Source organism: Pseudolysinimonas kribbensis (assembly GCF_030161895.1).
GTDB classification, from domain to species: domain Bacteria; phylum Actinomycetota; class Actinomycetes; order Actinomycetales; family Microbacteriaceae; genus Pseudolysinimonas; species Pseudolysinimonas kribbensis.
Genome location: NZ_BSVB01000001.1, coordinates 674,070 through 698,524, shown reverse-complemented (window position 1 = coordinate 698,524; position 24,455 = coordinate 674,070). Strand labels below are relative to the sequence as shown.

At 71.9% G+C, this 24,455-nt stretch carries 20 protein-coding genes and 5 pseudogenes; 11 read left to right on the top strand and 14 right to left on the bottom strand.

What is annotated here, in order from left to right; translation table 11 throughout:
* Nucleotides 1-12 precede the first annotated feature (12 nt).
* From rpmF to mutM, 3 genes and pseudogenes are all read left to right on the top strand, one after another.
* On the top strand, nucleotides 13-216 hold the full coding sequence (gene rpmF, locus QQK35_RS03905; RefSeq protein WP_284253021.1) for a 50S ribosomal protein L32: 204 nt from the start codon (nucleotides 13-15) through the stop codon (nucleotides 214-216).
* Between the two features lie 22 nt (nucleotides 217-238).
* Entirely contained in the window at nucleotides 239-928 is a 690-nt protein-coding gene (gene rnc, locus QQK35_RS03900) for a ribonuclease III (RefSeq protein WP_284255591.1), read from the top strand.
* 12 nt (nucleotides 929-940) lie between these two features.
* Nucleotides 941-1,835 (top strand): annotated as a pseudogene (gene mutM, locus QQK35_RS03895) (bifunctional DNA-formamidopyrimidine glycosylase/DNA-(apurinic or apyrimidinic site) lyase).
* Between the two features lie 70 nt (nucleotides 1,836-1,905).
* Here the strand turns inward: mutM and QQK35_RS03890 are convergent.
* From QQK35_RS03890 to QQK35_RS03855, 8 genes and pseudogenes are all read right to left on the bottom strand, one after another.
* On the bottom strand, nucleotides 1,906-2,679 hold the full coding sequence (locus QQK35_RS03890) for a class I SAM-dependent methyltransferase (RefSeq protein ID WP_284253020.1): 774 nt from the start codon (nucleotides 2,677-2,679) through the stop codon (nucleotides 1,906-1,908).
* Nucleotides 2,676-3,734 carry a GNAT family N-acetyltransferase gene (locus QQK35_RS03885; protein ID WP_284253019.1) on the bottom strand — a complete coding sequence of 353 codons (1,059 nt, stop codon included), beginning with the start codon at nucleotides 3,732-3,734 and terminating at the stop codon, nucleotides 2,676-2,678. Before QQK35_RS03885 ends, QQK35_RS03890 begins: the two co-directional genes overlap by 4 nt.
* 51 nt (nucleotides 3,735-3,785) lie before the next feature.
* Nucleotides 3,786-4,399 (bottom strand): annotated as a pseudogene (locus QQK35_RS03880) (response regulator).
* A 222-nt stretch (nucleotides 4,400-4,621) separates the two neighbouring features.
* Nucleotides 4,622-5,050 carry a sensor histidine kinase gene (locus tag QQK35_RS03875; protein ID WP_284253017.1) on the bottom strand — a complete coding sequence of 143 codons (429 nt, stop codon included), beginning with the start codon at nucleotides 5,048-5,050 and terminating at the stop codon, nucleotides 4,622-4,624.
* The gene (locus tag QQK35_RS03870; RefSeq protein WP_284253015.1) at nucleotides 5,038-5,529 is read right to left on the bottom strand and encodes a hypothetical protein; all 492 of its coding nucleotides are present in this window, start codon (nucleotides 5,527-5,529) and stop codon (nucleotides 5,038-5,040) included. The genes QQK35_RS03875 and QQK35_RS03870 overlap by 13 nt, the downstream gene beginning before the upstream one ends.
* A gap of 22 nt (nucleotides 5,530-5,551) precedes the next feature.
* On the bottom strand, nucleotides 5,552-6,295 hold the full coding sequence (locus QQK35_RS03865; RefSeq protein ID WP_284253013.1) for an ABC transporter permease: 744 nt from the start codon (nucleotides 6,293-6,295) through the stop codon (nucleotides 5,552-5,554).
* Entirely contained in the window at nucleotides 6,292-7,221 is a 930-nt protein-coding gene (locus QQK35_RS03860) for an ABC transporter ATP-binding protein (protein ID WP_284253011.1), read from the bottom strand. The genes QQK35_RS03865 and QQK35_RS03860 overlap by 4 nt, the downstream gene beginning before the upstream one ends.
* Before the next feature lie 77 nt (nucleotides 7,222-7,298).
* A complete protein-coding gene (locus QQK35_RS03855; RefSeq protein WP_284253009.1) occupies nucleotides 7,299-7,799 on the bottom strand; it encodes a hypothetical protein in 501 nt (166 codons plus the stop codon).
* A gap of 115 nt (nucleotides 7,800-7,914) precedes the next feature.
* Here QQK35_RS03855 and QQK35_RS03850 point away from each other — a divergent pair, with 115 nt between their 5' ends.
* Together QQK35_RS03850 and QQK35_RS20225 are read left to right on the top strand one after the other, a co-directional pair.
* Entirely contained in the window at nucleotides 7,915-8,427 is a 513-nt protein-coding gene (locus QQK35_RS03850; protein WP_284253007.1) for a hypothetical protein, read from the top strand.
* Between the two features lie 77 nt (nucleotides 8,428-8,504).
* Nucleotides 8,505-12,212: pseudogene (locus tag QQK35_RS20225) on the top strand (chromosome segregation SMC family protein).
* 1 nt (nucleotide 12,213) lies between these two features.
* On the opposite strand, the gene QQK35_RS03840 reads toward QQK35_RS20225, so the two are convergent.
* Entirely contained in the window at nucleotides 12,214-12,831 is a 618-nt protein-coding gene (locus QQK35_RS03840) for a histidine phosphatase family protein (protein ID WP_284253005.1), read from the bottom strand.
* Between the two features lie 53 nt (nucleotides 12,832-12,884).
* Nucleotides 12,885-14,560: pseudogene (locus QQK35_RS03835) on the bottom strand (alpha-amylase family protein).
* A 54-nt stretch (nucleotides 14,561-14,614) separates the two neighbouring features.
* Between QQK35_RS03835 and ftsY the strand changes: the two are divergent.
* From ftsY to QQK35_RS03810, 5 genes and pseudogenes are all read left to right on the top strand, one after another.
* Nucleotides 14,615-15,481, top strand: coding sequence for a signal recognition particle-docking protein FtsY (ftsY, locus tag QQK35_RS03830; protein ID WP_284253004.1), 867 nt, complete (start codon nucleotides 14,615-14,617; stop codon nucleotides 15,479-15,481).
* A 166-nt stretch (nucleotides 15,482-15,647) separates the two neighbouring features.
* Complete coding sequence (locus QQK35_RS03825) at nucleotides 15,648-15,824, top strand: hypothetical protein (protein ID WP_284253002.1); 177 nt, start codon at nucleotides 15,648-15,650, stop codon at nucleotides 15,822-15,824.
* Nucleotides 15,821-17,953 (top strand): cell wall-binding repeat-containing protein, encoded by a 2,133-nt coding sequence (locus tag QQK35_RS03820; RefSeq protein WP_284253000.1) that lies wholly within the window; start codon nucleotides 15,821-15,823, stop codon nucleotides 17,951-17,953. Before QQK35_RS03825 ends, QQK35_RS03820 begins: the two co-directional genes overlap by 4 nt.
* Before the next feature lie 177 nt (nucleotides 17,954-18,130).
* A pseudogene (locus tag QQK35_RS03815) lies at nucleotides 18,131-19,123 on the top strand (TIGR03617 family F420-dependent LLM class oxidoreductase); the annotation flags it as partial.
* Nucleotides 19,120-20,007: a VOC family protein gene (locus QQK35_RS03810; RefSeq protein ID WP_348534991.1), complete on the top strand. Its 888-nt coding sequence runs from the start codon at nucleotides 19,120-19,122 to the stop codon at nucleotides 20,005-20,007. The pseudogene QQK35_RS03815 and the gene QQK35_RS03810, both read left to right, overlap by 4 nt.
* Before the next feature lie 18 nt (nucleotides 20,008-20,025).
* On the opposite strand, the gene QQK35_RS03805 is transcribed toward QQK35_RS03810, so the two are convergent.
* Nucleotides 20,026-20,682 carry a hypothetical protein gene (locus QQK35_RS03805; RefSeq protein WP_284252998.1) on the bottom strand — a complete coding sequence of 219 codons (657 nt, stop codon included), beginning with the start codon at nucleotides 20,680-20,682 and terminating at the stop codon, nucleotides 20,026-20,028.
* Nucleotides 20,679-21,200, bottom strand: coding sequence for a gamma carbonic anhydrase family protein (locus QQK35_RS03800; RefSeq protein WP_284252997.1), 522 nt, complete (start codon nucleotides 21,198-21,200; stop codon nucleotides 20,679-20,681). Before QQK35_RS03800 ends, QQK35_RS03805 begins: the two co-directional genes overlap by 4 nt.
* Nucleotides 21,201-21,247: 47 nt before the next feature.
* Here QQK35_RS03800 and ffh point away from each other — a divergent pair, with 47 nt between their 5' ends.
* Entirely contained in the window at nucleotides 21,248-22,819 is a 1,572-nt protein-coding gene (gene ffh / locus QQK35_RS03795) for a signal recognition particle protein (RefSeq protein WP_284252995.1), read from the top strand.
* Between the two features lie 2 nt (nucleotides 22,820-22,821).
* On the opposite strand, the gene QQK35_RS03790 is transcribed toward ffh, so the two are convergent.
* Nucleotides 22,822-23,475: a response regulator gene (locus QQK35_RS03790; protein ID WP_284252993.1), complete on the bottom strand. Its 654-nt coding sequence runs from the start codon at nucleotides 23,473-23,475 to the stop codon at nucleotides 22,822-22,824.
* Nucleotides 23,472-24,443: a sensor histidine kinase gene (locus QQK35_RS03785; protein ID WP_284252991.1), complete on the bottom strand. Its 972-nt coding sequence runs from the start codon at nucleotides 24,441-24,443 to the stop codon at nucleotides 23,472-23,474. Before QQK35_RS03785 ends, QQK35_RS03790 begins: the two co-directional genes overlap by 4 nt.
* Nucleotides 24,444-24,455 lie beyond the last annotated feature (12 nt).

The window sequence follows — 24,455 nt, the reverse complement described above, 5'->3', positions numbered from 1 at the left end:
GAAGAGAGATCCATGGCCGTTCCCAAGCGCAAGCAGTCGCGCTCCAACACGCGCTCGCGCCGGTCGCAGTGGAAGGCCGAGGCGCCGAAGCTGGTCAAGACCGTCGAGAACGGCAAGACCGTCTACAGCCTCCCGCACCGCGCGAAGGTCGTGGAGGACTCGGCAGGCACCCCGCTGTACCTCGAGTACAAGGGCCGCAAGGTCGCCGACGTCTGAGCCGGGGTTCCCGGAGGCCAGCATCGACGACCTCCGACGAGAGCTGCAGATCGAGATCTCTCCCGACCTGCTCGAGCTGGCGCTCACGCACCGCTCGTTCGCGTACGAGCACGGGCGGGTCGCCCACAACGAGCGCCTCGAGTTCCTGGGCGACGCGATCCTCGGCCAGGCGGTGACGGTCAAGCTCTACCTCGACAATCCGGAGCTCGACGAGGGCGACCTCGCCAAGCGTCGCGCCTCGCTCGTCTCGAGCGTCGCGCTCGCCGACATCGCACGGCGGATCGGCCTCGGCGCCCACATCCGCCTCGGCCGCGGCGAGGAGATGACGGGCGGACGGCAGAAGGCGTCGATCCTCGCCGACGCGCTCGAAGCCGTCATCGGCGCCGCCTACCTCTCCGTCGGGGACGCCGCTGCGACCGACTTCGTGCTCCGGCTGGTCGAACCCCTGCTCCACGAGCCGGAGCGCTTCGGCGCCGCCATGGACCCCAAGACGAGCCTGCAGGAACTCGCCGCCCGGCTCGGCCGCGGACTCCCCGTGTACACCGTGACCGACTCCGGCCCGGACCACTCCAAGCGCTTCCGCGCCGAGGTCGCCCTCGGCACCGGCCCGGCCATCGCGTCCGGCGAGGGGACGAGCAAGAAGACCGCCGAGGTGCAGGCGGCGTTCGCGGCGTTCGAGTCGCTGCAGGCGCCCGCGCCCGAGCAGTCCTAGGGGCGACGCCGAGTGCCGGAGCTCCCCGAGGTCGAGGTCGTGCGCGCGGGCCTCGAGCCGGCGGTCACGGGCGCGACGGTGCGCCGTGTCGAGGTTCTCGACGAGCGGTCGCTGCGCCGGCATCCGGGGCCCGTCGAGGACTTCGTCGAACGCGCGACGGGCGCGCGACTGCGGGCGCCGCAGCGTCGCGGAAAGTTCCTCTGGGTCCCGCTGGAGGGCGCCCCGGAGGCTCTGACCATCCATCTCGGGATGTCGGGCCAGGTCCTCCTGCGCTCGCCCGACCACGAACGCGACCGTCTCACCCGCGTCGTGCTCGACCTGGACTCCCCGCTCGGGGAGGGCGCCGGGCATCCCGGAGCGCTCCGCGTGGACTTCGTCGACCAGCGGATCTTCGGGTCGATGGCGCTCGACGAGCTCGTGCCGGCCCGCGATCATCCGGAGCAGCTGGTGCCGTCGCACGTGCGGCACATCGCGCGCGACCCCTCGACCCGCTGTTCGACGACCGGGCGTTCCTCGCGGCGCTCCGGCGCAAGCAGACGACGATCAAGCGCGCGCTGCTCGACCAGACGCTGATCAGCGGCATCGGCAATATCTACGCCGACGAGGCGCTCTGGGCGGCGCGTGTGCACTACGAGCAGCCGACGGCGACCCTCTCCCGGCCGCGCGCGACGACGCTGCTCGCCGAGGTGCGTCTCGTGCTCGGAAAGGCGCTCGCCGAGGGGGCACGAGCTTCGACGCGCAATACGTCAACGTCAACGGCGCCTCGGGCTACTTCTCGCACTCGCTCAACGCGTACGGACGGCAGGGGCTGCCGTGCCCGCGCTGCGGCACGCCGATCGTGCGGGAGAGCTTCATGAACCGCGGATCGCACTTCTGCCCGCGGTGCCAGCGCGTTCGCGGACGTTAGCGCTTGCGAGCGGCGATCGTGAACGTGAGCGGCAACCGCTCCGGATGCTCGCGCAGCCGCCACTCGCCGCTCACCTCGTCCGGCTCCATGAGCTCGGACAGAGCGGGCCACGGCACGGTGCGGTGCTCCACGAGTGCCGTGAGCTCCATGCCGTGCTGGAGCAGCGCCGTGACCAGCTCGCCGATCCCGTGGTTCCACTGGTACGACACCGTCGCCTCCAGCGGGCGCTCGGTCGGAACGTAGCTGAGTTGCTCGTCCCACACGTCGGGTTGGGGGTCTCGAAGTACGGCAGGCCGATCTCGAGGCGCTCGGGGTGCTCCTCGCCGATCGACAGGAGCACCGGATGCGCGTCCCGGAGCAGCAGCCGGCCTCCGGCGCGCAGCAGGCCCGCCACGGTCGCCGCCCAGCGATCGATCGACGGCAGCCAGCAGAGCGCGCCGATGCCGGTGTAGACGAGGTCGAACGAGCCGGTGCCGAGCACGTCGAGCGCGTCGTACACGTTCGACTCCAGGTACCGGATGTCGGCTCCCGCGTCCGCTGCGAGCCGCCGCGCGATCCCGAGAGAGGCCGGAGAGAGGTCGAGCCCCGTCATCCGGGCGCCGAGCCGTGCCAGCGAGAGCGTGTCGGTGCCGATGTGGCACTGCAGGTGCACGGCCTCGATCCCGGCGATCTCGCCGAGGAGGGGCCGGTCGAATTCCACGACCCCGGAGAGCAGCGTCGGGTCGTCGACGAAGCGCTGGAGGTCGTACCCGCCCGCCCAGTCATGCGCGCGGGCGCGGTCGTCCCAGTTGGCGCGGTTGACCTCGACGTAGTCGGCGCCGTCACGGCCGTCGTCGATCCTCACGGCAGGTCCTTCCGCCAGGCGCCGTCGTAGCCCATCGGCACGAAGCCGATGGCCTCGTTGACGCGCAGCATGTGGTGGTTCTCCTCCGCGTTCCACGTCACGACCGACGGGCGACCCGGAAACCGCTCGTCGAGCGCCTCCAGGTTGGCGACCTTCAGCAGCAACCCGAGGCGATGACCCCGGTCCTCTCCGCGGACGACGGTGGTGCCCTGCTGGCCGGCGCCCGCGCCGTGCGGCAGCCAGATCCGGGTCACGCCCGCCAGCCGTCCGGTCGCGATGTGCTCCGCCGCACTGACGAGGAGGGCGTGCTCCGCCGTCTGCCGCGTCTCGTACTCGAGCACGCGCTCCGCATCCCAGGTCTCCGGCGGCTCCTCGAGCCCCGCCGTCGGGATGTCGGTCGACATCCGCTCGTTGAGCTCGGCCATCGCCGCGCGAAGCGCCGCGGGGGTGACGCCCACCCAGGTCAGCACGCGGTAGCCGACGGCGTGCCGCTCGGCGTCCGCACGCAGCGCGCTCAGGCGATCACCGTCCGCGGGCAGCGGGAGCCGGCTGCCGCGCTCGACCTGCTCGAGCCGCCAGCCCCGCGCGAGCAGGAAGCGCGTGCCGCGGTCCTGCCGCGACACCGAACCCGCGCCCGTGGGCGCGACGAGTCGCCCGGCGTCCGGGCCCGGGGCGCTCGGGACATACGTGATGAGCTTGGCGAGCCCGAGCTCGGCGGCGAGCCCGTCGAGCCGGTCCGCGAGGGCGGTGCCGACGCCCCGGTGCTGTTTCCCGGGACGCACCTGGAGCTCCACGAAGCCGGCCTCGGGCGCCTCGTGGGTGCGGGTCACGGCGATCCGGCCGACGACCTCGTCGCCGTCCCGTGCCGCGATGAACAGCACCTCCTGCTCCGGGTCGCGGAACTGCGGCAGCCAGCGTTCGGCCGTGATCGCGACGTCGGCCGTGCCGTAGACCGCGACCTGGGTCGCGTTCTCGATCTCGGTGAACGCGACGAACTCGTCCCATCCCGGGGCGCCGGGGCCCTCGGGCACCGGCACGTCGACCAGTTCGACCATGGCGCGCATCCTCACGCCGCCCGGCGGGCAGCCCGCCAGACTACACAGGCGTCAGCCCAGCAGCCAGCCGTTCTCGGCCGCGATCCGCACGGCTTCCCCGCGTTGCGCGCACCGGTCTTGCCGATCGCCGATGAGAGGTGGTTGCGCACGGTCCCCTCCGACAGGTGCAGGCGCCGGGCCACCGCTCCCGCGGTGCCGTCGTCGCGCAGCGCCAGCAGCACGTCGGTCTCGCGGCGGCTGAGCGGCGACGGCCCGGAGGCCAGCGACTCGGCGGCGAGCGCCGGGTCGACCACGCGGAACCCGGCCGCGACCCGGCGCACCGCGGCGGCGAGTGCGTCGGACGGGGTGTCCTTCACGACGAATCCGTACGCCCCCGCCTCGAGCGCGAGCCGCAGGTACCCGGGCCGGCCGAAGGTCGTCACGATGAGCGCGCGGCACGCCGGATAGGCCGCGACGAGAGCGCGCGCGGCGGCGATGCCGTCGAGGCCGGGCATCTCCACGTCGAGGAGGGCGACCTCGGCGCGATGGGCCCGCGCGGCATCCACCACCTCGTCGCCACGGCCCACTTCGGCGACCACCTCGATGTCGTCCTCGAGTGCGAGCAGCGAGGCGAGGGCCCCGCGCACCAGCGCCTGGTCGTCGGCGACCAGCACCCGGATGCTCACGCCGCCACCTCGAGCGCGTAACCCCCGTCGGGCGCCGGCCCGCTCATGAGCCTCGCCCCGGCAGCCTCGGCGCGTTCGCGCAGATTGCGCAGGCCGTTGCCCGGACCGGATGGCGGGACCGCGATGTCGCGGGGGCGCCCGCGCCGTCGTCGCGCACCACGACCCTCCGTGCCGCGAGCTCGATCCAGCACGCCGTCGCCGCCGAGTGCCGGATGACGTTGGTCACCCCTCGCGCACGACCCACCCGAAGAGCGCGCGCAGTTCGGGGCGCACGACGGCGGCGTCGTCGGGGAGGTGGGCCGTGATCCCCGCGGCGGCCAGCGCCGTGCGTGCCGAGGCCAGCTCGGCCTCGAGGTCGACGTCGCGGTAGCCGGCGACCGCGGCGCGCAGATCGGCGAGCCCCTCCCGGGCGAGCCGCTCGATGTCGGCGATCTCGGCCTCGGCACGGACCGGGTCGCGGCTCACCAGCTTGCGCGCGAGCTCCGACTTGACGGCGACAACGGTCAGCGAATGCCCCAGCGAGTCGTGCAGATCGCGCGCGAGCCGGGCCCGTTCCTCGCTCACGGCGAGGCGGGCGACCTCGTGCTGCGCCTGGCGCAGGAGGGCGTTGCGCTGGATCAGCTGCCCGAAGAAGATCATCACCACGCCCACCGAGAGCGTGATGTAGGGGTGTAGAGCAGGCCGTTGATCCAGTCGACCGACCACCCCACGAGCAGCTGCGCGCCGACCACGGCCAGCAGCATCAGGAGTGAGCCGATCCGCGGGATCCACGTGAATCCGACCACGACGACGATGAGGGTCCAGGTCCAGATCGTGTACGGGCCGATGACCGGGAACAGCACGCACGTGAGCGCCCAGTACCCGACGACCGCCGCGATGCGCACCCTCGTCCGCTCCGGCCAGAGCAGCGGCGGCAGCACGAGATAGAGCGCGTAGACCACGAAGAGCAGGACGGTGGCGAGCGCGCGCATGCCGACGGAGCCGGACCCCGCGGTCCACACGGTCGTGACCTCGATGGCCTGGTAGAGCAGGCCGAAGCTCGCCCCGAAGTACCAGCGCCGGGCGCCAGGGGCCCGCAGACGCGCGACCGCCCCTGGCCGCGCGGCGGGCGCGGCGGGGGTGGTCGTCATGGTGCCCAAGGGTAGAGCGCTCCTACGCGCGGGCGGCGTCGCGGCGGTAGCGCCACACGATGAGGGCGCCGAGCGCGATCGTCCAGACCATCAGCACGACGGCCGGGGCGAGGGCGTCGCCGGAGCCGAGGGCGCCCATCTGGCCCAGGCGGTTGAGCCAGTAGGAGGGCACGATCTGGGCGACGTTCGACACCCAGTCCGGCATGATCGACAGCGGCACCCACAGGCCGCCGAAGATCGCGAGCCCGAAGAACGTGACCATGAACAGCGGCTGCGCGAACTCCGGCTTGGCGAACTGCCCGATCAGGATCGCGATGAGCGCGAACGGCACCACGCCCAGCCAGAGGCCGAGGCCCGCCATCAGCCAGCCGCCCACCCCCAGCGGCGTGTGGAACACGATGAGCGAGACGCCGAAGGTCAGCACGATCGACATCGCGGCGACCGCGAGCGAGGCGGCGACCTTGGTGGTGAGGTAGCCGGCGCCGCTCAGCGGCGTGATGCGCAGCTGACGGTTCCAGCCGAGCGAGCGCTCGTTCACGATGGTGAACGCCTGCGCGAGCGCCGACATCATGGCGCCGTAGCCGCCCATCTGGATCGTCGTGACGGCGAGCCACGGCAGGTGCGTGCTGTCGTCGACCTGACCGCCCGAGCCGTACACGCTGCCGAAGATCAGCAGCATCACGACGGGCAGGGCGAACGTGAAGACGAGGTTGCGGGTGTTCTTGAGCTGGCGCAGCACCTCGAGCGCCAGGTAGCGGATTCTCATCGGAGGGCCTCCTGCAGCGCCGGCTCGGCGGCATCGTGGGTCAGGGCGAGGAACGCGTCGTCCATCGTGCGCGAGATGACCTCGACGTCGTGGGCGGCGGGATAGTCGGCGAGCACGGCGCGCAGCGTCGCGTCGGAGTCGGCGGTCTGGATGCTGATCCGTTCGCCGCGGCGCTCGACGTCGCGCACGCCGGGGAGCGTCGCGAGCCGATCGTGCAGGCCGGCGGGGGCGGCATCCAGCGCGAAGCTGACGACGCGGCCGCTCACGACCGCCTTGACTTCGGCGGGGGTGCCGTCGGCGACCAGGCGACCGCGGTTCAGGATGACGATGCGGTCGGCGAAGGAGTCCGCCTCGTCGAGGTAATGGGTCGCGAACACGACCGTGCGACCCTCCTCGGTGAACGCGCGCATCGACTCCCAGAACACGTGCCGGGCCTCGACGTCCATCGCGGCGGTCGGCTCGTCGAGGATCAGCAGGTCGGGGTTCGACACGACGGCGACCGCGAACCGCGCCCGCTGCATCTGCCCACCCGAGAGCTTGGCGACCCGCTGCCGGGCGATGTCGGTGACCTTCGCCCGCTCCATCGCCTCGTCGACCGGCAGCGGGTGCCGGTGCGCGGCGGCGACGAGCTCGATGCTCTGCCGCACGGTGAGGGTCGGCAGCAGCGCCCCGCCCTGCAGCATGGCGCCCACGCGGCCGGCGACGATCGCCTGCCGCGGGGTGCCGCCGAAGAGCCGGGCGTCGCCCTCGTCGGGGTTCGACAGGCCGAGGGCGAGGTCGATCGTGGTGGACTTGCCGGCGCCGTTCGGCCCGAGAAGCGCCACGACCTCGCCGCGGCCGATCTCGAGCGTCACGCCGTCGACGGCGGTGAGCTGGCCGAAGCGCTTGCGCAACCCGTGCAGCGCGATGGCGGGGGAGTCGTTCATGACCTCAACGATCCCCGTCGCGGGCCTCCGGCCGGTAGGGCCGCCGTCACGATCCGGGCATGACGAATGTCACGGCGTCACTCGTTCCCGCGCACCACCTCGATGAGCAGCAGCCAGGCGTTGAGCATCGACACGGCGACCAGCAGGATGACGCCCCCGGCGACCGCGAACAGCCCGGTCGGGAGGTCGGCGAACAGCATCCCGCAGGCGATGAGGAACGGCGCGTACTGCACGACGCTGAGCGCGATGACCATCGCGAGGATCGGGCCCGTCATGCCGTCGCGACGGCGGTAGGCGCCCACGTCGATGGCGATGGCGCGCACGTAGAACGCGGCGGCGATCAGCGTCGAGACGAGCAGCTCGGTCGCGAGCGCGGCACGGCTCTGCTCCGGGATCAGCACGAGCAGCGACGCGACGACACCCTGCACGAGCGAGGCGATCGTGCCCGCGGCGCCGGCGACGAGCGGCTTGGAGGCCGCGATCCGCGTCACGTTGACCGAGATCGCGACGATCACGAGCCCCGCGAGCGCACCGGTCGCGCCGGCCGCGGCGACGGCGAACTCTCCCCACCCCTCCATGGCATCCACCGTATCCGGCTCGCCTCCACCGCCCGCGATTCGCGATGCCGGGCGGTTTACGCGGCCCGAACACGGGCCCGACGCGGTCGATACGCCGGTCGCGCAGCATGGCGGCATGAGAAAAGCACTCGTCCTCGCCGCCGCCTCGATCTCCACGGCCGCCGCGCTCGTGCTCGGCGGAGCCGCCGCTGCGAACGCCGCGACGCCCCCGCCCGCGCCGACGCCGACCTCGTCCGGGTCGTGCTCGTTCGCTCAGCACCTCGTGCACGACTGGTTGACGCTGCCGAAGGCGCTGCGCACCGACCTGAAGGCGGCCAAGGCGGCCGATTCGAAGGCCGAGAGGCTCAAGGACCTGAAGGCCATCCGCAGCCGCGCGCTCGCCGGCGACTACGGCAAGGCCGTCGAGTCCCGCGCCGAGCACCTGCGGGGCCTGCGCCCGCTCCCGGATGCCCTGAAGGCCGATCTGACGACGCTCCGGGGCGAATCGACCCGCGCCCAGAAGGTGCAGGAGGCGGGTGAGATCGCGTCGAAGGCGCTCGCCGGCGACTACGGCGACGCGATCCAGAGCCTCGCGAAGCACGTGCAGTCCTCTCCGCGCTGGCAGTCCTGCACTCCGAAGGGCTCCTAGAGCGGGTCCGGAGCCGCGGGGCGCGCCTGCTCGACCCGTGCGCGCGGGTACCCTGAGTCACCGACGACGGGAGCCGCGTGTACCTGAAGAGCCTGACCCTGAAGGGGTTCAAGTCCTTCGCGCAGCCCACCACGTTCGCGTTCGAGCCGGGCGTGACCTGCGTCGTCGGGCCGAACGGCTCCGGCAAGTCGAACGTCGTCGACGCCCTCGCCTGGGTCATGGGCGAGCAGGGGGCCAAGACCCTGCGCGGCGGCAAGATGGAGGACGTCATCTTCGCCGGCACCGCGACGCGCGGTCCGCTCGGCCGTGCCGAGGTGATCCTCACGATCGACAACGCCGACGGGGCGCTGCCGATCGAGTACAGCGAGGTCACGATCTCGCGCACGCTGTTCCGCAACGGAGGCAGCGAATACGCCATCAACGGCGAGCAGGTGCGCCTGCTCGACGTGCAGGAGCTCCTCTCCGACTCCGGCCTCGGGCGCGAGATGCACGTGATCGTCGGCCAGGGCCAGCTCGATCAGGTGCTGCACGCGACCCCCGAGGAGCGCCGGGGGTTCATCGAGGAGGCCGCCGGCATCCTGAAGCACCGCCGCCGCAAGGAGCGCACCCTGCGCAAGCTCGAGGCGATGCAGGCCAACCTCACGCGGCTCAGCGATCTCGCGGGGAGATCCGGCGCCAGCTGAAGCCGCTCGGGCACCAGGCGGAGATCGCCCGCGAGGCGCAGACCATCGCGGCGATCGTGCGCGACGCCCGCGCGCGTCTGCTGGCCGATGAGGTCGTCGAGCTGCGGGCCGCGATCACCGATGTGAGCCGCAGCGAGTCGGAGCGCAAGACCGAGCGGCTCGTGCTGCAGGAGCAGCTCGACCAGTCGCGGCTGCGGCAGGAGCGCCTCGAGGCCTCCATGACGGGCGATGCCGTCGACGGCGCCCGGCGCGTCGCGTTCGGGCTCGAGCAGGTGCAGGATCACCTCCGATCGCTCTACACGCTCGCCCAGCAGCGACTCTCGCTGCTCGCGCAGCAGGCGGAGCTGCCCGGCATGTCGGCGACCGTCTCGCCCCGGATGATCGAGGACGCCCGGGAGGAGGCCGCGCGCCTGCAGGCCGGGGTCGCCGAGTCGGAGACCGCGCTCGGCACCGCGAGCGCCGCGACCGCGACCGTGCGGGCCGCGCTCGACGCCCTCGACGAGGAGATCAGCGCGCAGAGCGCGCTCGTCTCGCAGCACGACCTCGAGCAGGGGCGCCTGAAGGGCGCGGTCGACGCGGCGGAGTCGCGCGCCGCCGCCACCCGCGGCGAGCTCGACCGCCAGCGCGCGGCGCTCGAGGCGTCGGAGGCGCGACGCGAGCAGGCGCGGATCGAGCTCATGGAGGTCGAGGACGACGGCAGCGCGGTCGACCGCGACATCGACCTGAACGAGGCGGTGACGGCGGCGGAGTCCGCGGTGACCGCGCTGCAGGCGGACGTCGAGTCGCTGCGCGACGAGCTGCACACCGCCGAGCGCGAGCGGGACGCGCTCGCCGCCCGCACCGGCGCGCTCTCGCTCGCCCTCGACCAGAAGGACGGGTCGGCGTCGATCGCGGGCGCCACCGGCATCCGGGGTCTCGTGGCGGAGCACCTCACGATCCGGCCGGGGTACGAGGCGGCGATCGCTGCGGCGCTCGGCTCGCTCGCCGACGCCGTGCTCGCCGACTCGCTCGACGCGGGCGTCGCCGCGCTGCGGCAGGCGCGCTCCAGCGACGCCGGGCGGGTCGAGATCGTCATCGCGGATGCCCCGGATGCCGCGGCATCCGGCTCCTCCCCGCGGGCGTCGAGGCCGCGGCCGACCTCGTGCAGGCGCCGAGCGGGATCCGCGGGCTGCTGGCCGGGATCGTCGTCGCGGACGATCTCGACGCGGCGCGCGCGGCGTGGCCGGCCCTGGCATCCGGATCGACGGTCATCACGCGCGAGGGCGACGTGCTCACCGAGCACGTGCTGCGCGGCGGCTCGGGCGCCGGGCGCAGCAAGGTCGAACTCGTCGCCGAACGGGATGCCGCCCAGGCCCGCCTCGTCGAGGTCACGACCTCGATCGAGCGGCAGCGATTCGCCCTGACCGGGAAGCGCGAGGCGCTCGACCTCGCGCAGATCGATCAGGCGCAGGCGGCGGCCGCGCTCAAGGAGTTCGACGTCCGGCTCGCGCAGCGCAGCGAGGCGCTCGGCCGTTCGCGCGTCGCGTTCGAGGCCGCGACGGCCGAGGGCGAGCGTCTGGCGCAGGCCGTGCGCGTGCTGGAGGAGGCGGTCGCCGAGGCCGATCAGGGCGTCGCGCACGCCGTGTCGGAGCGCGACGGGCACGCCGCGACGCCCCGCCCGATGCTCGACGTGAGCGCCCGCGACGGCATGCTCGCCGAGCTCGAGGCCGCCCGGTCGTCCGAGGTACAGGCTCGGGTCCAGCTCGAGACCGCGCGCGAGCGCGTGCGGGCACAGCTGGCGCAGGTCGAGGCGCTGCGTCGCCAGCTGGAGGCGGAGCGCGCCGCCGCCGAGGAGGCGGCCCGGCTCGCCGTGCTGCGCCAGCACCAGGTGGCGGCCGCCGAGGAGGTCGTCGCCGCGCTGCCGGCCGTGCTCGACGTCGCCGATCGCTCGCTCGCCCAGGCGCGGGTCGAGCTCGCCGTCGCCGAGGCCGATCGCGCGAAGCAGAACGAGGAGCTCGTGGAGCTGCGCCGTACCGAGGCCGGGTTGCGCGACCGGCTCGCCGCGCTCAACGACAACGTGCACGGGCTCGAGATGCAGGCCTACGAGAAGAAGCTGCACCTCTCGACCCTGCTGGAGCGCGCCGCCGAGGAGCTCGGCCTCGTCGAGGACGTCCTCGTCGCCGAGTACGGCCCCGAGGTCCCGGTCCCCGTCGACGCCCCCCGTGCCCCCGCGCCCTCCGCCCTCGCGCCTAGTGCCGCCGCCGCGTCCGCCGCCGACGCTGGCGCCAACGCCGCCGCCGCCGACGCCGCCGCCGACGCTTTTCCGTCAAAAGTCGAGGAGACCGTCGGCGATTCCGTCGCAGATGGCCCGGATGCCGGCGCGTCTCCTGAAGTTTCGTCCGCGGGGAGGTCGAGCCCGACGCGGCCGACGTGCGCACGGAGCCGTTCGACCGGGCGCGGCAGCAGGCGCGGCTCGCGCGGGCCGAGCGCACGTACGCGCAGCTCGGCCGGGTCAACCCGCTCGCTCTGGAGGAGTTCGCGGCGCTCGAGCAGCGCCACAAGTTCCTCACGGAGCAGCTGGAGGACCTCTCGAAGACCCGCGCCGACCTGCTGACGATCATCGAGGAGATCGACGGCAAGATGCAGGACATCTTCGCGAGCGCCTTCGCCGACACGCGCGACGCGTTCGACCGGGTGTTCCCGATCCTGTTCCCCGGCGGCTCGGGCTCGCTCACGCTGACCGACTCCGAGAATCTGCTTGCGACGGGCATCGAGGTGAGCGTCAAGCCCGCCGGCAAGAAGATCGAACGGCTGTCGCTGCTGTCCGGCGGCGAGCGCTCGCTCGCGGCGGTGGCGCTGCTCATCGCGATCTTCGAGGCGCGGCCGAGCCCGTTCTATATCATGGACGAGGTCGAGGCGGCGCTCGACGACGCCAACCTCGGCCGGCTCCTGACCGTCATGGAGGAGCTCCGCGAGAGCTCGCAGCTCATTGTCATCACGCACCAGAAACGCACGATGGAGATCGCCGACGCGCTCTACGGCGTCTCGATGCGTCAGGACGGCGTGAGCGCCGTCGTCGGGCAGCGGGTCGCGAGCCGCGACGCCGAGCCCGCGAGCGCCTGACTCAGCCCGCCATCCCGGGCCAGTGCCGGCCCTCGTCGTCGGCCGCCTCGCACGGGTTGCCGTTGACGGTCAGCACCACCCAGCCGCCGTGGTCGTCGCGCTCGATGGTCGAGATGGTGCCGTTGCGGATCCCCTCGATCGGATGCCCCGCGAGCGACGCGAGCGTGTACCGGATCAGCGTGCCGTGCGCCACGATGACGACCTCGGCATCCCCGTAGTCGGCGTCGATCGCGTCGACCGCGCGCCGCCCGCGCCGGGCGACATCGTCGAGCGTCTCGGCGCCGGGGTAGTCGCGGTGCGGATGCTGCGCGACCGCGGCGCTCGAGGACGTGCCCTCGAGGGCGCCGTAATCGCGCTCGATGAGATCCGGATAGCTCGGGCCCAGCTCCACCCCGAGATCCGCGGCGATGATCCGGGCGGTCTCGCGCGCCCGCGACAGGGGTGAGCTGACGACCGCCGTCCACGGTCCCGACCCCGACGCACTCGATTCCGCGAGCACGCGTGCCGCCTCGTGCGCCTGGCCGCGCCCGGCCTCGTTCAAGGGGATGTCGCTCGAGCCCTGCAGCTTGTCGTCGCGATTCCAGTCGGTCTGGCCGTGGCGGATGAACGCATAGGTCACCCCTCAGTCTGCCGGAGCGCGTCTGACGGAACGCGCCCGCGGGAGCTCCCGCGTCAGCCGAGCCGCAGCGACCCGGGCTCCAGCACGCGCAGCCAGCGGTGGCCGTACCCGTCGAGGGCGATCTCGACCCCGCCGTCGGCGCCGGCATCGATGACCCGGCCGTCGACGAGCAGGTCGACGAGCCGGCATCCGTCGCCGATGTCGTCGATCGTGAAGCGCACGGTCGCGGGCTCGTCGCTGAAGTTGTGGATGGCGATCATCCGTCCCTCCTCGTCGCGCAGCGAGTGCACCATGACGCTGCGGGTCCGATGCCGAATCAGCTCGAACCGGCCCCAGCCCATCTCGGGCGAGGAGCGGTAACGCGCGATGAGCAGCCGCACGAACTGCAGTAGCGACTCGGGGTCGTGCCGTTGCGCGGAGGCGTTGACGTGCTCCGGCGCGAAGCCCCCGCGCACGACGCGGGCGACGAGGTCGCCGGCGGGGGCGGACGAGAACCCGCCGTTCTCCCCTCGGTCCACTGCATCGGCGTGCGCACCGCGGCCCGCCCGCCGGCGGCCAGGTCCTCGCCCATCCCGATCTCCTCGCCGTAGAACAGCACCGGGGTGCCGGGCAGCGAGAACAGCAGGCTGTACACCATCCGGATGCGACGCGGATCGCCCAGCAGCATCGACGGCAGCCGGCGGATGATGCCGCGGCCGTAGACCCGCATGCGCTCCTCGGGCGCGAACGCGTCGAAGACCTCCTCGCGCTCCTCGTCGCTCAGCTTGTCGAGGGTGAGCTCGTCGTGGTTGCGCACGAAGTTCGCCCACTGCGACTGCGTCGCGGTCGCCGGCCGGGAGGTCAGGGCCTTCTGCAGCGGGCGCGGATCCTTGCGGGCGAGCGAGAGGTACATGCTCTGCATCGAGATGAAGTCGAACTGCATCGTCAGCCCGTCCCCGTCCGGACCGCCGAAGTACTGCTTCTGCGCCGGGCGCGGCAGATTGGCCTCGCCGAGCATGACCGCCTCGCCCTCGCGGCGCTCCAGGAACGCGCGCAGCGACTTGAGGAAGTCCATCGGCGTCTCGAGCTCGCGCGGGTCGCCGTCGCCGCGATCCATCTCGACCAGGAACGGCACCGCGTCGACCCGGAACCCCGAGACCCCGAGCTGCAGCCAGAACCCCATGATCTTGACCACCTCGTCGCGCACCGCCGGGTTCGTGACGTTCAAGTCGGGCTGGAACCGGTAGAAGTTGTGCAGGTAGTACTGGCCCGTCTGCTCGTCGAGCTGCCACACGCTCGTCTCCACGTCCGGGAAGACGGGCTCCGGGGAGTTCCGCGGCGGGCGGTCCCGCCACACGTAATAGTCGCGGTGCGGAGAGGTGCGGTCGGCCCGCGCCGACCGGAACCACGGGTGCTCGTCGGAGGTGTGGTTCACGACGAGGTCGACGATGACCCGGATGCCGCGATCCTTGGCGAGGCGCATCACCTCGACCAGGTCGCCGAGGTCGCCCAGGCGCGGGTCGACGCCGAAGAAGTCGGAGATGTCGTACCCGTCGTCGCGGTTCGGGGTCGGGTAGAAAGGCATGAGCCACAGGCAGGTCACCCCGAGCTCGTGCAGGTAGTCCATGCGATGCGCGAGGCCGGCGAAGTCGCCGACGCCGTCGCCGTCCCAGTCCATGAACTTCTCGACGTCGAGGCAGTAGATCACGGCGCTCTTCCACCACAGGTCGCTCGTGTCGGTGATCCGCATCGCCCCATCCTGCCGAGCGCCGGATCGCCCGGAGCCGCACTCTAGGCTGAATCCATGGCTTCGTTCTCGCTCGGCGGCGCCCTGCGCGGGATGTTCGCGCGGCGCACGATCGACGACGAGACGTGGACCGACCTCGAGGACGCGCTCATCGGCGCCGACTTCGGCCCCGACGTCACCGACCAGATCGTCGAGGAGCTGCGCGGCAAGGTCGCCCGGTTCCGCACGACCGACCCGAAGGATCTGCAGCGGATGCTGCGCGAGACGATCGAGGAGCGTCTGGCCCGCCTCGACCCGACCCTCACGCTGAGTGCCCGCCCCGCGGTCGTGCTGGTCGTCGGGGTCAACGGCGTGGGCAAGACGACGACGATCGGCAAATTCGCGAAGTTCCTCACCAACTACGGCCGCACCGTCGTCGTCGGCGCCGCCGACACGTTCCGGGCGGCGGCGGTCGAGCAGCTCGCGACGTGGGCAGAGCGGGCCGGGGCGCAAGTGGTGCGACCGCAGCAGGCGGGGCAGGATCCGGCATCCGTCGCGTTCCAGACGGTCGAGAAGGCGCAGCGCGACGGCATCGAGATCGTGCTCATCGACACCGCGGGCCGGTTGCAGACCAAGAGCGGGCTCATGGACGAGCTCGGCAAGGTGCGCCGGGTCGTCGAGAAGCTCGAGCCGGTCGCCGAGGTGCTGCTCGTGCTCGACGCGACGACCGGTCAGAACGGCCTGAACCAGGCCGAGGCGTTCGTGCAGCACGCCGGCGTGACGGGCCTCGTACTGACCAAGCTCGACGGGTCGGCGAAGGGCGGGTTCGTGCTCGCCGTGCAGGAGAAGACGGGCATCCCGATCAAGCTCATCGGCCAGGGCGAGGGCATCGGCGACCTCACCGGCTTCAGCCCGTCGGCCTTCGCGCAGCAGCTGGTGGGGTGATGCCGACGCTGCCGGAGTGGGATGAAGCGGACGGCGAGCCGCCGCCCGCACGCCGTTGCTCCGTCCCGCGCCGCCCAGCGGGACGCCCCGACGTCTCCGAGAGATCCTCGCCGGCGCGTAGTATGCGGATGAACTGAGTCCGGCGGCCGTACAGCGAGGGAATCCCATGAAGCGTTGCATTGCTATTTTCGCCTCCGCCCTCGCTGCCGCCGGCATCACCATCGTGGCGCCATGGACGGCAGCAGCCGCGCCGGCTCATGACGCTCCGAAGATCGACCATCTGGGCAGCTATCGTGCTTCCGATTTCGTCGCGCAGGCTGCACTCCTCCCGGAGGAGTCGTGACCGCGGTACGTCACGACCTGTCCATGAGTCCTGCTGCGTATCTCGCAGCAGCGGCGGCCGGCGCTGATGCGGCGAAGATCGTTTCCGAGTTGAAGGCGTCCGGCGTCGATGTCCGCAATGCCCGAATGGTCGGCACCTCTCTCGTGGTCAGCCTCGGATCAGGGGCCGACGTCGCGACGGTCCGTGCGACCGGGGCCGTGGTTGATGACGGGCCTGCGCCCGACCGGCACGCCGATACCCGCCTGTTCCGCACCACGGCGGACGTGAACGACGGGTCGGGCTGGGCGTGGACGCAGGACGGCAGCCTTTACAACCTGTGCTCTGTCGGCTTCGTGGGATATCAGGTCTCGACCGGGGGACGCCAGATCCTGTCCGCAGGCCACTGTTTTGCCGACATCTCGGGCGCCACCGGTCCCATCTCCACGCTGAGCATGCCCCGGGCGGGTGACTTCGCCGACAGCCGACTCGGCGCGGCGGTCGGGACCCCGGTCGCCAACGGAAACCAGTTCGGCGGCGGCTTCGACGCCGGGCTTCTCAGCACGGATCCCGGCATCACGCAGAAGCCGGCGGCGCTCACGTGGGGAAACGGGAGCGGGGCACCGCTCGCGTCGACGCCGATCCCCGTCTTCGACGAAGCGACTCCCATCGTTGGAGCGGTCGTATGCAAGTCCGGAATCCGCACGGGCTGGACGTGCGGGCACATCGCCGCGGTTGACGAGTACGTCAACGTCTCGGGCAACCTCGTCAGCGAGATGATCTCGAACGACCTCTGCAGCAAGGAGGGCGACAGCGGCGGCGCGGTGCTCGAAGGGTTCAGCGCCATCGCGATCATGTCGGGTTCGATCGGCGAGGATTGCAGCGCGTCGGGCTACGCTTCCGCGGCGTTCGAGCTGCGAAGTCCTGGGGGTTACGAATCGGTCGCCCAACGGTTCCCGGATTGGGAGCCCGCGGTCACGGTGCCGACGCCGACCGTCACCACCCCGGCGCCGAACGGGATCGCCACCGTACTGATGACCGAATCGAACGATGGGCACGCGACGACCCCGCTGGCGGCATCGGTCTCGTTCGATGGGGGCGCTCCGACGATGGTGACGGCACCGCACAACGGTTTCCAGTTCCCGCTGTCCGGGTTGACCGCGGGGACGCACACCTACTCGATAACGACCCGATGGGGAACCTGGTCGACGTCGGCGACCGTGACCGGGTCCTTCAGGAACGTCACCGAGACCCGAGTGAGCGGAGCGGACCGTTTCGTGAATGCGGACCTCATCGCCAAATCGGCCTACCCGACCGGTGCGTCGACCGTCTACCTCACCAATGGCCTCAACTACCCGGATGCCCTCGGAGCCGGGCCATCAGCGATGCGCGACAACGCTCCGATTCTCCTGACGACGCCCACCTCGCTGCCTTCCGACGTTGCACAGACCCTGGTGAGCCTGGATCCGACGAAGGTCGTCGTGCTCGGCGGCGTCAACTCCGTCTCGCCGGCGGTCCTCAGCCGGGTGGCGTCCCTGCTGCCGTCGGCACAGATCGTTCGCCGGGACGGCGTCGATCGGTTTGCTGCGTCTCGGTCCGTCGTGACGTCGTCCTGGCCCTCCGGGGCGCCGACCGTCTTCATCACGAACGGCCTGAACTTCCCGGATGCGCTGAGTGCTGGTCCGGCGGCGCACACGGTCGACGCGCCGCTCCTCCTCGTCGACGGGCCCTCCTCCGCCCTCCCGGAGGAGACGTTGCAGATGTTCCAGAACCTCGGAACCACGAAGGTCGTGATCACAGGAGGCCCTGCGAGCGTGTCGACCGGCATCGAGGCTCAACTCGTCCGGATTCTCGGTGCAAGCAACGTCGTCCGACTGGGAGGCGCGGATCGGTACGCGGCCTCGGTGAATATCAACGCCGCCTATTTCACGTCGGCAAGTGCCGCGTTCATCGCGACCGGAGAGAACTTTCCCGATGCGCTCGCCGGTGGAGCGTGGGCGGGTTCGGTGGATGAGCCGATGTATACGGTTCACCACGATTGCATACCCGCTGGAACCTCTCAGGCGATCGCCCAGCTCGGTGTGTCCGCAGTGCATCTGCTCGGAGGCACATCGACGTTGACCGCGGGCGTCGTCGCAATGGCCCCCTGCTGAGGAGCGCGAGCGTCGCGGCCTCTCTTCGCCGGCGGCATCCGTGGTCTCGTTGCTGCCCGTCGCCGTCGCTCGCCCCGGCGTCGGCGCGGAGGTCGAGGAGCGATCTACCGGCTCGGTTAGGCTCGCGCAGGTGACGGCCCCGTTCCTGCTCGACGCCGGGGAGATCCCGGAACCGATCCCCGCACCTTCGCTGCGGGCGCCGCCGACCTCGAGGCGGTCGGCTATGACGGCATCTTCGCCGCCGAGACCCGGCACGATCCGTTCGTCTCGCTCACGGCCGCCGCGATGCGCACCGAGCGGGTCACGCTCATGACGGGCATCGCGGTCGCGTTCGCCCGCAGCCCGATGGTCGTGGCCGAGACCGCGAACGACCTGCAGCTCGTGTCGCAGGGCCGGTTCGTGCTCGGCCTCGGATCGCAGATCAAGACGCACATCGAGCGCCGCTTCTCGATGCCGTGGTCGGCCCCCGCGGCCCGGATGCGCGAGTACGTCGCGGCGCTGCGGGCGATCTGGGGTGCCTGGGCGACGGGTGAGCGCCTGCGCTTCGAGGGCGAGCACTACCGCCACACTCTCATGACCCCGTTCTTCTCGCCCGGACCCAACCCGTTCGGGCCGCCCCCGGTGTGGGTCGCCGCGGTCGGTGCCGGGATGACCGAGACGGCGGGCGCGATCGCCGACGGGCTGCTCGCCCACACCTTCACGACCGAGCGCTACCTGCGCGAGGTGACGCTGCCCGCGCTCGCGGCGGGGGCGACGTCGGCGGGCCGGGCGCTCGACGGGGCGTTGCCGGCGGGATTCGGCCTCAGCATCCCGGCCTTCATCGCCGTCGGCGAGACGACCGCCGAGCTCGACGCCGCGATCGAGGCGACGCGCCGCCAGATCGCGTTCTACGGCTCGACCCCGGAGTACCTCGCGGTCATGCGCCTGCACGGCTGGGAGGCCGTGCACGAGCGCCTGCACGCGGCGTCGCGGCGCGGGGAGTGGGCGGAGATGGCCGGCGCGGTCGACGACGACATGCTCGCCGCGTTCGCCGCGGTCGGCTCGCCGGCGGAGGTCGCGAGCACCCTGCGTGAGCGCTTCGGCGGCGTCGCGACCCGGCTCTCGTTCAGCGCCGGCTACCCGATCCGCCCGGAGGTCGCGGGCGCTCTGCTCGCCGCGCTGCGCGCCTGATCCGCGCCGATCGTTCCCACTCGCGTCGGGGGTCCGGCCTAGCGTCGACACATGGCCGAGGGAACCCCGACAACCCGCACACCTACCCGCAGGGCGTCCCGAGCTGGATCGAATACCAGGCGACCGACGTCGATGCGGCCGTCCGCTTCTACGGCGGTCTGCTCGGCTGGGCGTTCGAGGACCGGCTGCCCCCGGGCGCTCCCGCACGCTTCCTGCTCGCCTCCCTCGGCGGCAAGGACACCGGCTCGATCGCGACGGCCGACGGCGCGCCGCGCTGGCTCACCTACATCGCGGTCGACGACGCGGACGTCGTGGCGGGCGCGGCGTCGGACGCGGGCGGCACGGTTCTCCACCCGCCCCAGGATGCCGGGCCCGCCGGACGCTGGGCATCGGTACGCGATCCCCAGGGTGCCGAGTTCGGGCTGTGGCAGGCCGGCATGCGACGCGGGTCGCAGGTCAACAACGCGGCGAACTCGTGGAACTTCAGTGACCTCCAAACGACCGATCTCGATGCTGGGCTCGCCTACTACGGCTGTGTGTTCGGGTGGGAGGTCGCGGACATGGGTCCCGATGCGCACCACGTGCTGCGGCTCCCCGGCTACGGCGACCACCTCGAGGCGACCGTCGACCCCGGCATCCGGGAGCGTCAGGCGGACGCGCCCGAGGGCTTCGCCGACGCGGTCGCCGGCGCCGTCGAGGCCGAGGCGGACGAGGGCCCGCACTGGCACGTGAGCTTCTCCGTCGACGACCGGGACGCCGCCGCCGAGACGGCGGAGGGGCTCGGCGACGAGGTGCTGGGCCGCTACGACGGCATGTGGGTGCGCTCGGCGCGGATCCGCGACCCGTGGGGAGCCGAGTTCACGCTGAGCGAGTTCACGAGCTGAGGGCGGCGCCCGGATCGTTCAGCCGGCAGAGCCCGGAAAGAATCCGGGCGACCCCGGTCCGATGGCGAAGTAGCCGATCACGAAGATGAGCACGACGAACAACAGCGCGATCGGCAGCGAGTACGCCATCGGGTGCAGCTCGGCCCACCGCAGCGAGCGGGGATGCCGCTTCTCGAGCGCGGCGTCGTCGAGTCGCTGGGCGATGTCATCCACCTCGGCTGCGGGAAGCGCCGCGGCGATCTGCTCGAGCTGCGCCATCGACCATCCGCTCCCCATCAGGCGAAAGAGTCGGCGGCCGTCCGCGCCGAAGACGAAGAGGTTGCGGCCGTATCCGCGGTCGATCGCATCGGGGCGCGCGGCCCGGCTGCCCCAATCCGCGACAAGGTCGGCGACGAGGGCGGCGGACGTGGCGTTCTTCAGCGGCCACGACCGGGTCACGCCGACGATCGACCGGTATCTCAACGTCTCGTCGGCGATGGTCACCCGTGGGATGAGCAGGTACATCGCCAGGTAGACGACCGCGGCGAGCACGATGAGGATCTCGAACGCGGCGAGCACCGGGCTGGCCCAGATCCAGGTCGCCACGACGGTGACGGTCAGGCTCAGGATGGCGCCCACCCCGAACGGGTGGAAGAGCAGTCGGTCGTACTCCGACCAGAGGGGCTTCCAGCTCATGCCTGCAGCGCCCCGTGTCGCGCCGCGAGTTCGCGATACGCGCCGGCGTTGCGGTCGACCCGCTCCCGGACCCCGGGGTCGCTGATCTCCCCGCGCACCTTCGCGGGCACGCCGGCCGCGATCGCGTTGGGCGGGATCTCCTGCCCCTCCAGCACCACGGCGCCCGCGGCGATGAGCGCCCCCGCACCCGTGACCGAGCCGTTCAGCAGCCGGGCGCCCATGCCGACGAGCGCGCCGTCGTGCACGGTGGCGCCGTGGATGATCGCGGCGTGCCCGATGCCCACGTCGCGGCCGATGCGGGTCGGCACGCCGGCATCCACGTGGATCACCGAGTTGTCCTGCAGGTTGCTGCCCTCGCCGAGCTCGACCTCGTCGAGGTCGGCGCGGATCACCGCGCCGTACCAGACGCTCGCACGGGCCGCGATGCGAACCCGTCCGATGATCGTGGCGTTCGGGGCGATGAACGCGGACTCGTGGATGTCGGGCCAGACGCCCTCGAACGGCAGGATCAGCGGCACGCGCCCACAGTACCCATCGAGCCCTCCGCGGTTAGGCTGGAATCCTCATGGCCACCTTCGGATCGCTCTCGGATCGCCTCACCGCGACCTTCCGCAACCTCCGCACCAAGGGCAAGCTCAGCCCCGCCGACGTCGACGGCACGGTGCGCGAGATCCGCCGCGCGCTGCTCGACGCGGACGTCGCCCTCGAGGTCGTCAAGGACTTCACCGGGCGGGTGCGCGAGCGCGCGCTGAGCGACGAGGTCAGCAAGGCGCTGAACCCGGCCCAGCAGGTCGTTCAGATCGTCAATGAGGAGCTCATCGGCATCCTGGGCGGTCAGCAGCGCCGGCTCGAGTTCGCCAAGAAGCCGCCGACCGTCATCATGCTCGCGGGCCTGCAGGGCGCGGGAAAGACGACGCTCGCCGGCAAGCTCGCGAAGTGGCTCAAGAAGGAGGGCCACACCCCGATGCTCATCGCGGCGGACCTCCAGCGCCCGAACGCGGTGACGCAGCTCCAGGTCGTCGGCGAGCAGGCGGGCGTGCCGGTGTGGGCTCCGGAGCCCGGCAACGGCGTGGGCAACCCGGTGAAGGTCGCCAAGGACGGCGTCAAGGAGGCCGAGCGCAGCCAGCACGACACCGTCATCGTCGACACGGCCGGCCGGCTCGGCATCGACGCCGAACTCATGAAGCAGGCGTCCGACATCCGCAAGGCCGTCGATCCCGACGAGGTTCTCTTCGTCATCGACGCGATGATCGGTCAGGACGCGGTGCAGACCGCCCGGGCGTTCCAGGAGGGCGTGGAATTCACCGGCGTCGTGCTCTCCAAGCTCGACGGCGACGCGCGCGGCGGTGCCGCCCTCTCGGTCGCCTCGGTCACCGGCCGGCCGATCATGTTCGCGTCCACCGGCGAGGGGCTCGACGACTTCGAACCGTTCTATCCGGATCGCATGGCGAGCCGAATTCTCGATCTCGGCGACATCCTGACCCTGATCGAGCAGGCGCAGTCCGCGTTCGACGAGGACGAGGCGCGGCGGACCGCCGAGAAGTTCGCGACCGACTCGTTCACGCTCGACGACTTCCTGCAGCAGATGCAGCAGCTCAAGAACATGGGCTCCATCAAGGGGATGCTGGGCATGCTGCCCGGGGCGCGCGGCATGCGGGAGCAGCTCGAGAACTTTGACGAGCGCGAGATCACCCGCACCGAGGCGATCATCCGCTCGATGACGAAGGCCGAGCGGACGAACACGAAGCTGCTCAACGGATCGCGCCGGCTGCGGATCGCGAAGGGCTCCGGCATGACGGTGACCGACGTGAACGCCCTCGTCACCCGCTTCGAGCAGGCGGCCAAGATGATGAAGACGGTCGCGAAGGGCGGCGTGCCGCAGGTGCCCGGCATGGGCCCGATCCCGGGGGCGTCATACGCGGGCAAGCGCAAGCAGCAGGCGGCGAAGAAGTCGAAGTCGGGCAATCCGGCCAAGCGCGCGGCGGAGAACGCGGCGCTCGCGGCCGGGGGCAAGGCGCCGGGCGCATCGGCATCCGGCGGGTCGGGCTTCGGTCTCGGCGGCACGAAGACGCCCGCGGGCGGCGCGCCCTCCGAGGAGGAGCTGGCCGCACTGCAGAAGATGCTCGGCCGGCGCTGAGTTCAGCGCGAGCCGACCCTCAGGAACCCGCTCTCGTACGCGAGAACGACCGCCTGGACCCGGTCGCGCACGCCGAGCTTGGCGAGGATCCGCGCGACGTGGGTCTTGACGGTCGCGTCGCTGACGATCAGACGCCGGGCGATCTCGTGATTGGTCAGGCCGTCCGCGATCGCGCGCAGCACGTCCCTCTCCCGAGCGGTCAGCGCGGCGATCGGGCCGGTGGCCTCCCGGTCGGCTCGCGCCACGAATCGCTCGATCAGCCGGGTCGTCACGCTCGGTGACAGCAAGGCCTCGCCGCGGGCCACGGTGTGCACGGCGTCGATCAGCTGCCCGCGCGGGGTGTCCTTCAACAGGAAGCCGCTCGCGCCGGCCCGCAGCGCGGCGAACACGTACTCGTCGAGGTCGAACGTGGTCATGATGAGCACCCGCGTCGACGATCCGGCCGCCGCGATGCGGCGCGTCGCCTCGATGCCGTCGAGACCGGGCATCCGGATGTCCATGAGCACGACGTCCGGATGCGTCGCCGCGACGCGGCGGAGGACCTCCTCGCCGTCGGCGGCCTCCCCGACCACCTCGACGTCGGGCTCGAGATCGAGGATGAGGCGGAAGCCGGTGCGGATGAGCTCCTGGTCGTCGGCGATGACCACGCGCGTCATGCGGGCTCCTCGTTCGTGAGCGGGAACCGCACACGGACCCGGAACCCGCCCTGGTAGGGCGCCGCCTCGAGGGTGCCGCGCAGCGCGTCGGCGCGCTCGCGGATGCCCGCCAGCCCGGCGCCGTCCCGCGACGCGGGCGCGGGCCGGCCGAGCCCGTTGACGACCTCGACGACCAGTTCGTCGGGTCCGCGTTCGAGGCGCACCCGCACGGCGGAGCCGGGAGCGTGCTTGACGGCGTTGGCCATGGCCTCCTGCACGATGCGATAGGCGGCACGCTGCACCACCGACGGCACGCCCTCGGCGTCCACGGTGTCGAGCGCGACGTCGACGCCGGCCCGCTCGGCGTCCGCGACGAGCGTCCGGATGCCGTCGATCCCCGAGGTGACCGTGTCGAGACCGTCGTCGCGGACCAGGTGGAGCACATCCCGGATCTCGTGCAGCGACCGGCGGGCGTTCTCGGCGATCGCGCGCACGGGCTCCCGTGCCCGGGAGGGATCGCGATCGAGCGCGGCGTCGGCGGCCTCCGCCTGCACCGTGATCATGCCGAGGGTGTGGCCGAGGATGTCGTGCAGCTCGCGCGCGATCCGCACCCGCTCCTCCGCCGCCGCGAGCGCCGCCAGGTGCTCCCGCTCCCGCTCGGCCCGGGTCACGCGCCCCCGCCAGAGCCGGCTGGCGCGCCCGAGCAGCCAGGTGCCCCCGAACACGACGGCGATGAACAGGTAGTCCGGGCCGTTGTCGATCCGCTCCTCGATGAGCAGGACGCCGATGAAGCCGAGCCCGATCAGCGCGGCGGTCCCCTCGCGGTAGCCGGCGGCGATGGAGTACATCGCGAGGATCAGCGCGATGAGCGACCAGATCGATCCGGACGGGTGTGCGAGCAGACCCTGCACGAGGTCCGCGCCGAGCAGGAGCCCCGCGGTGAGCACCGGCAGGCGCGTGCGCCACAGCAGCCCGACCGTCGTCGCCACGGCCACCGGGAG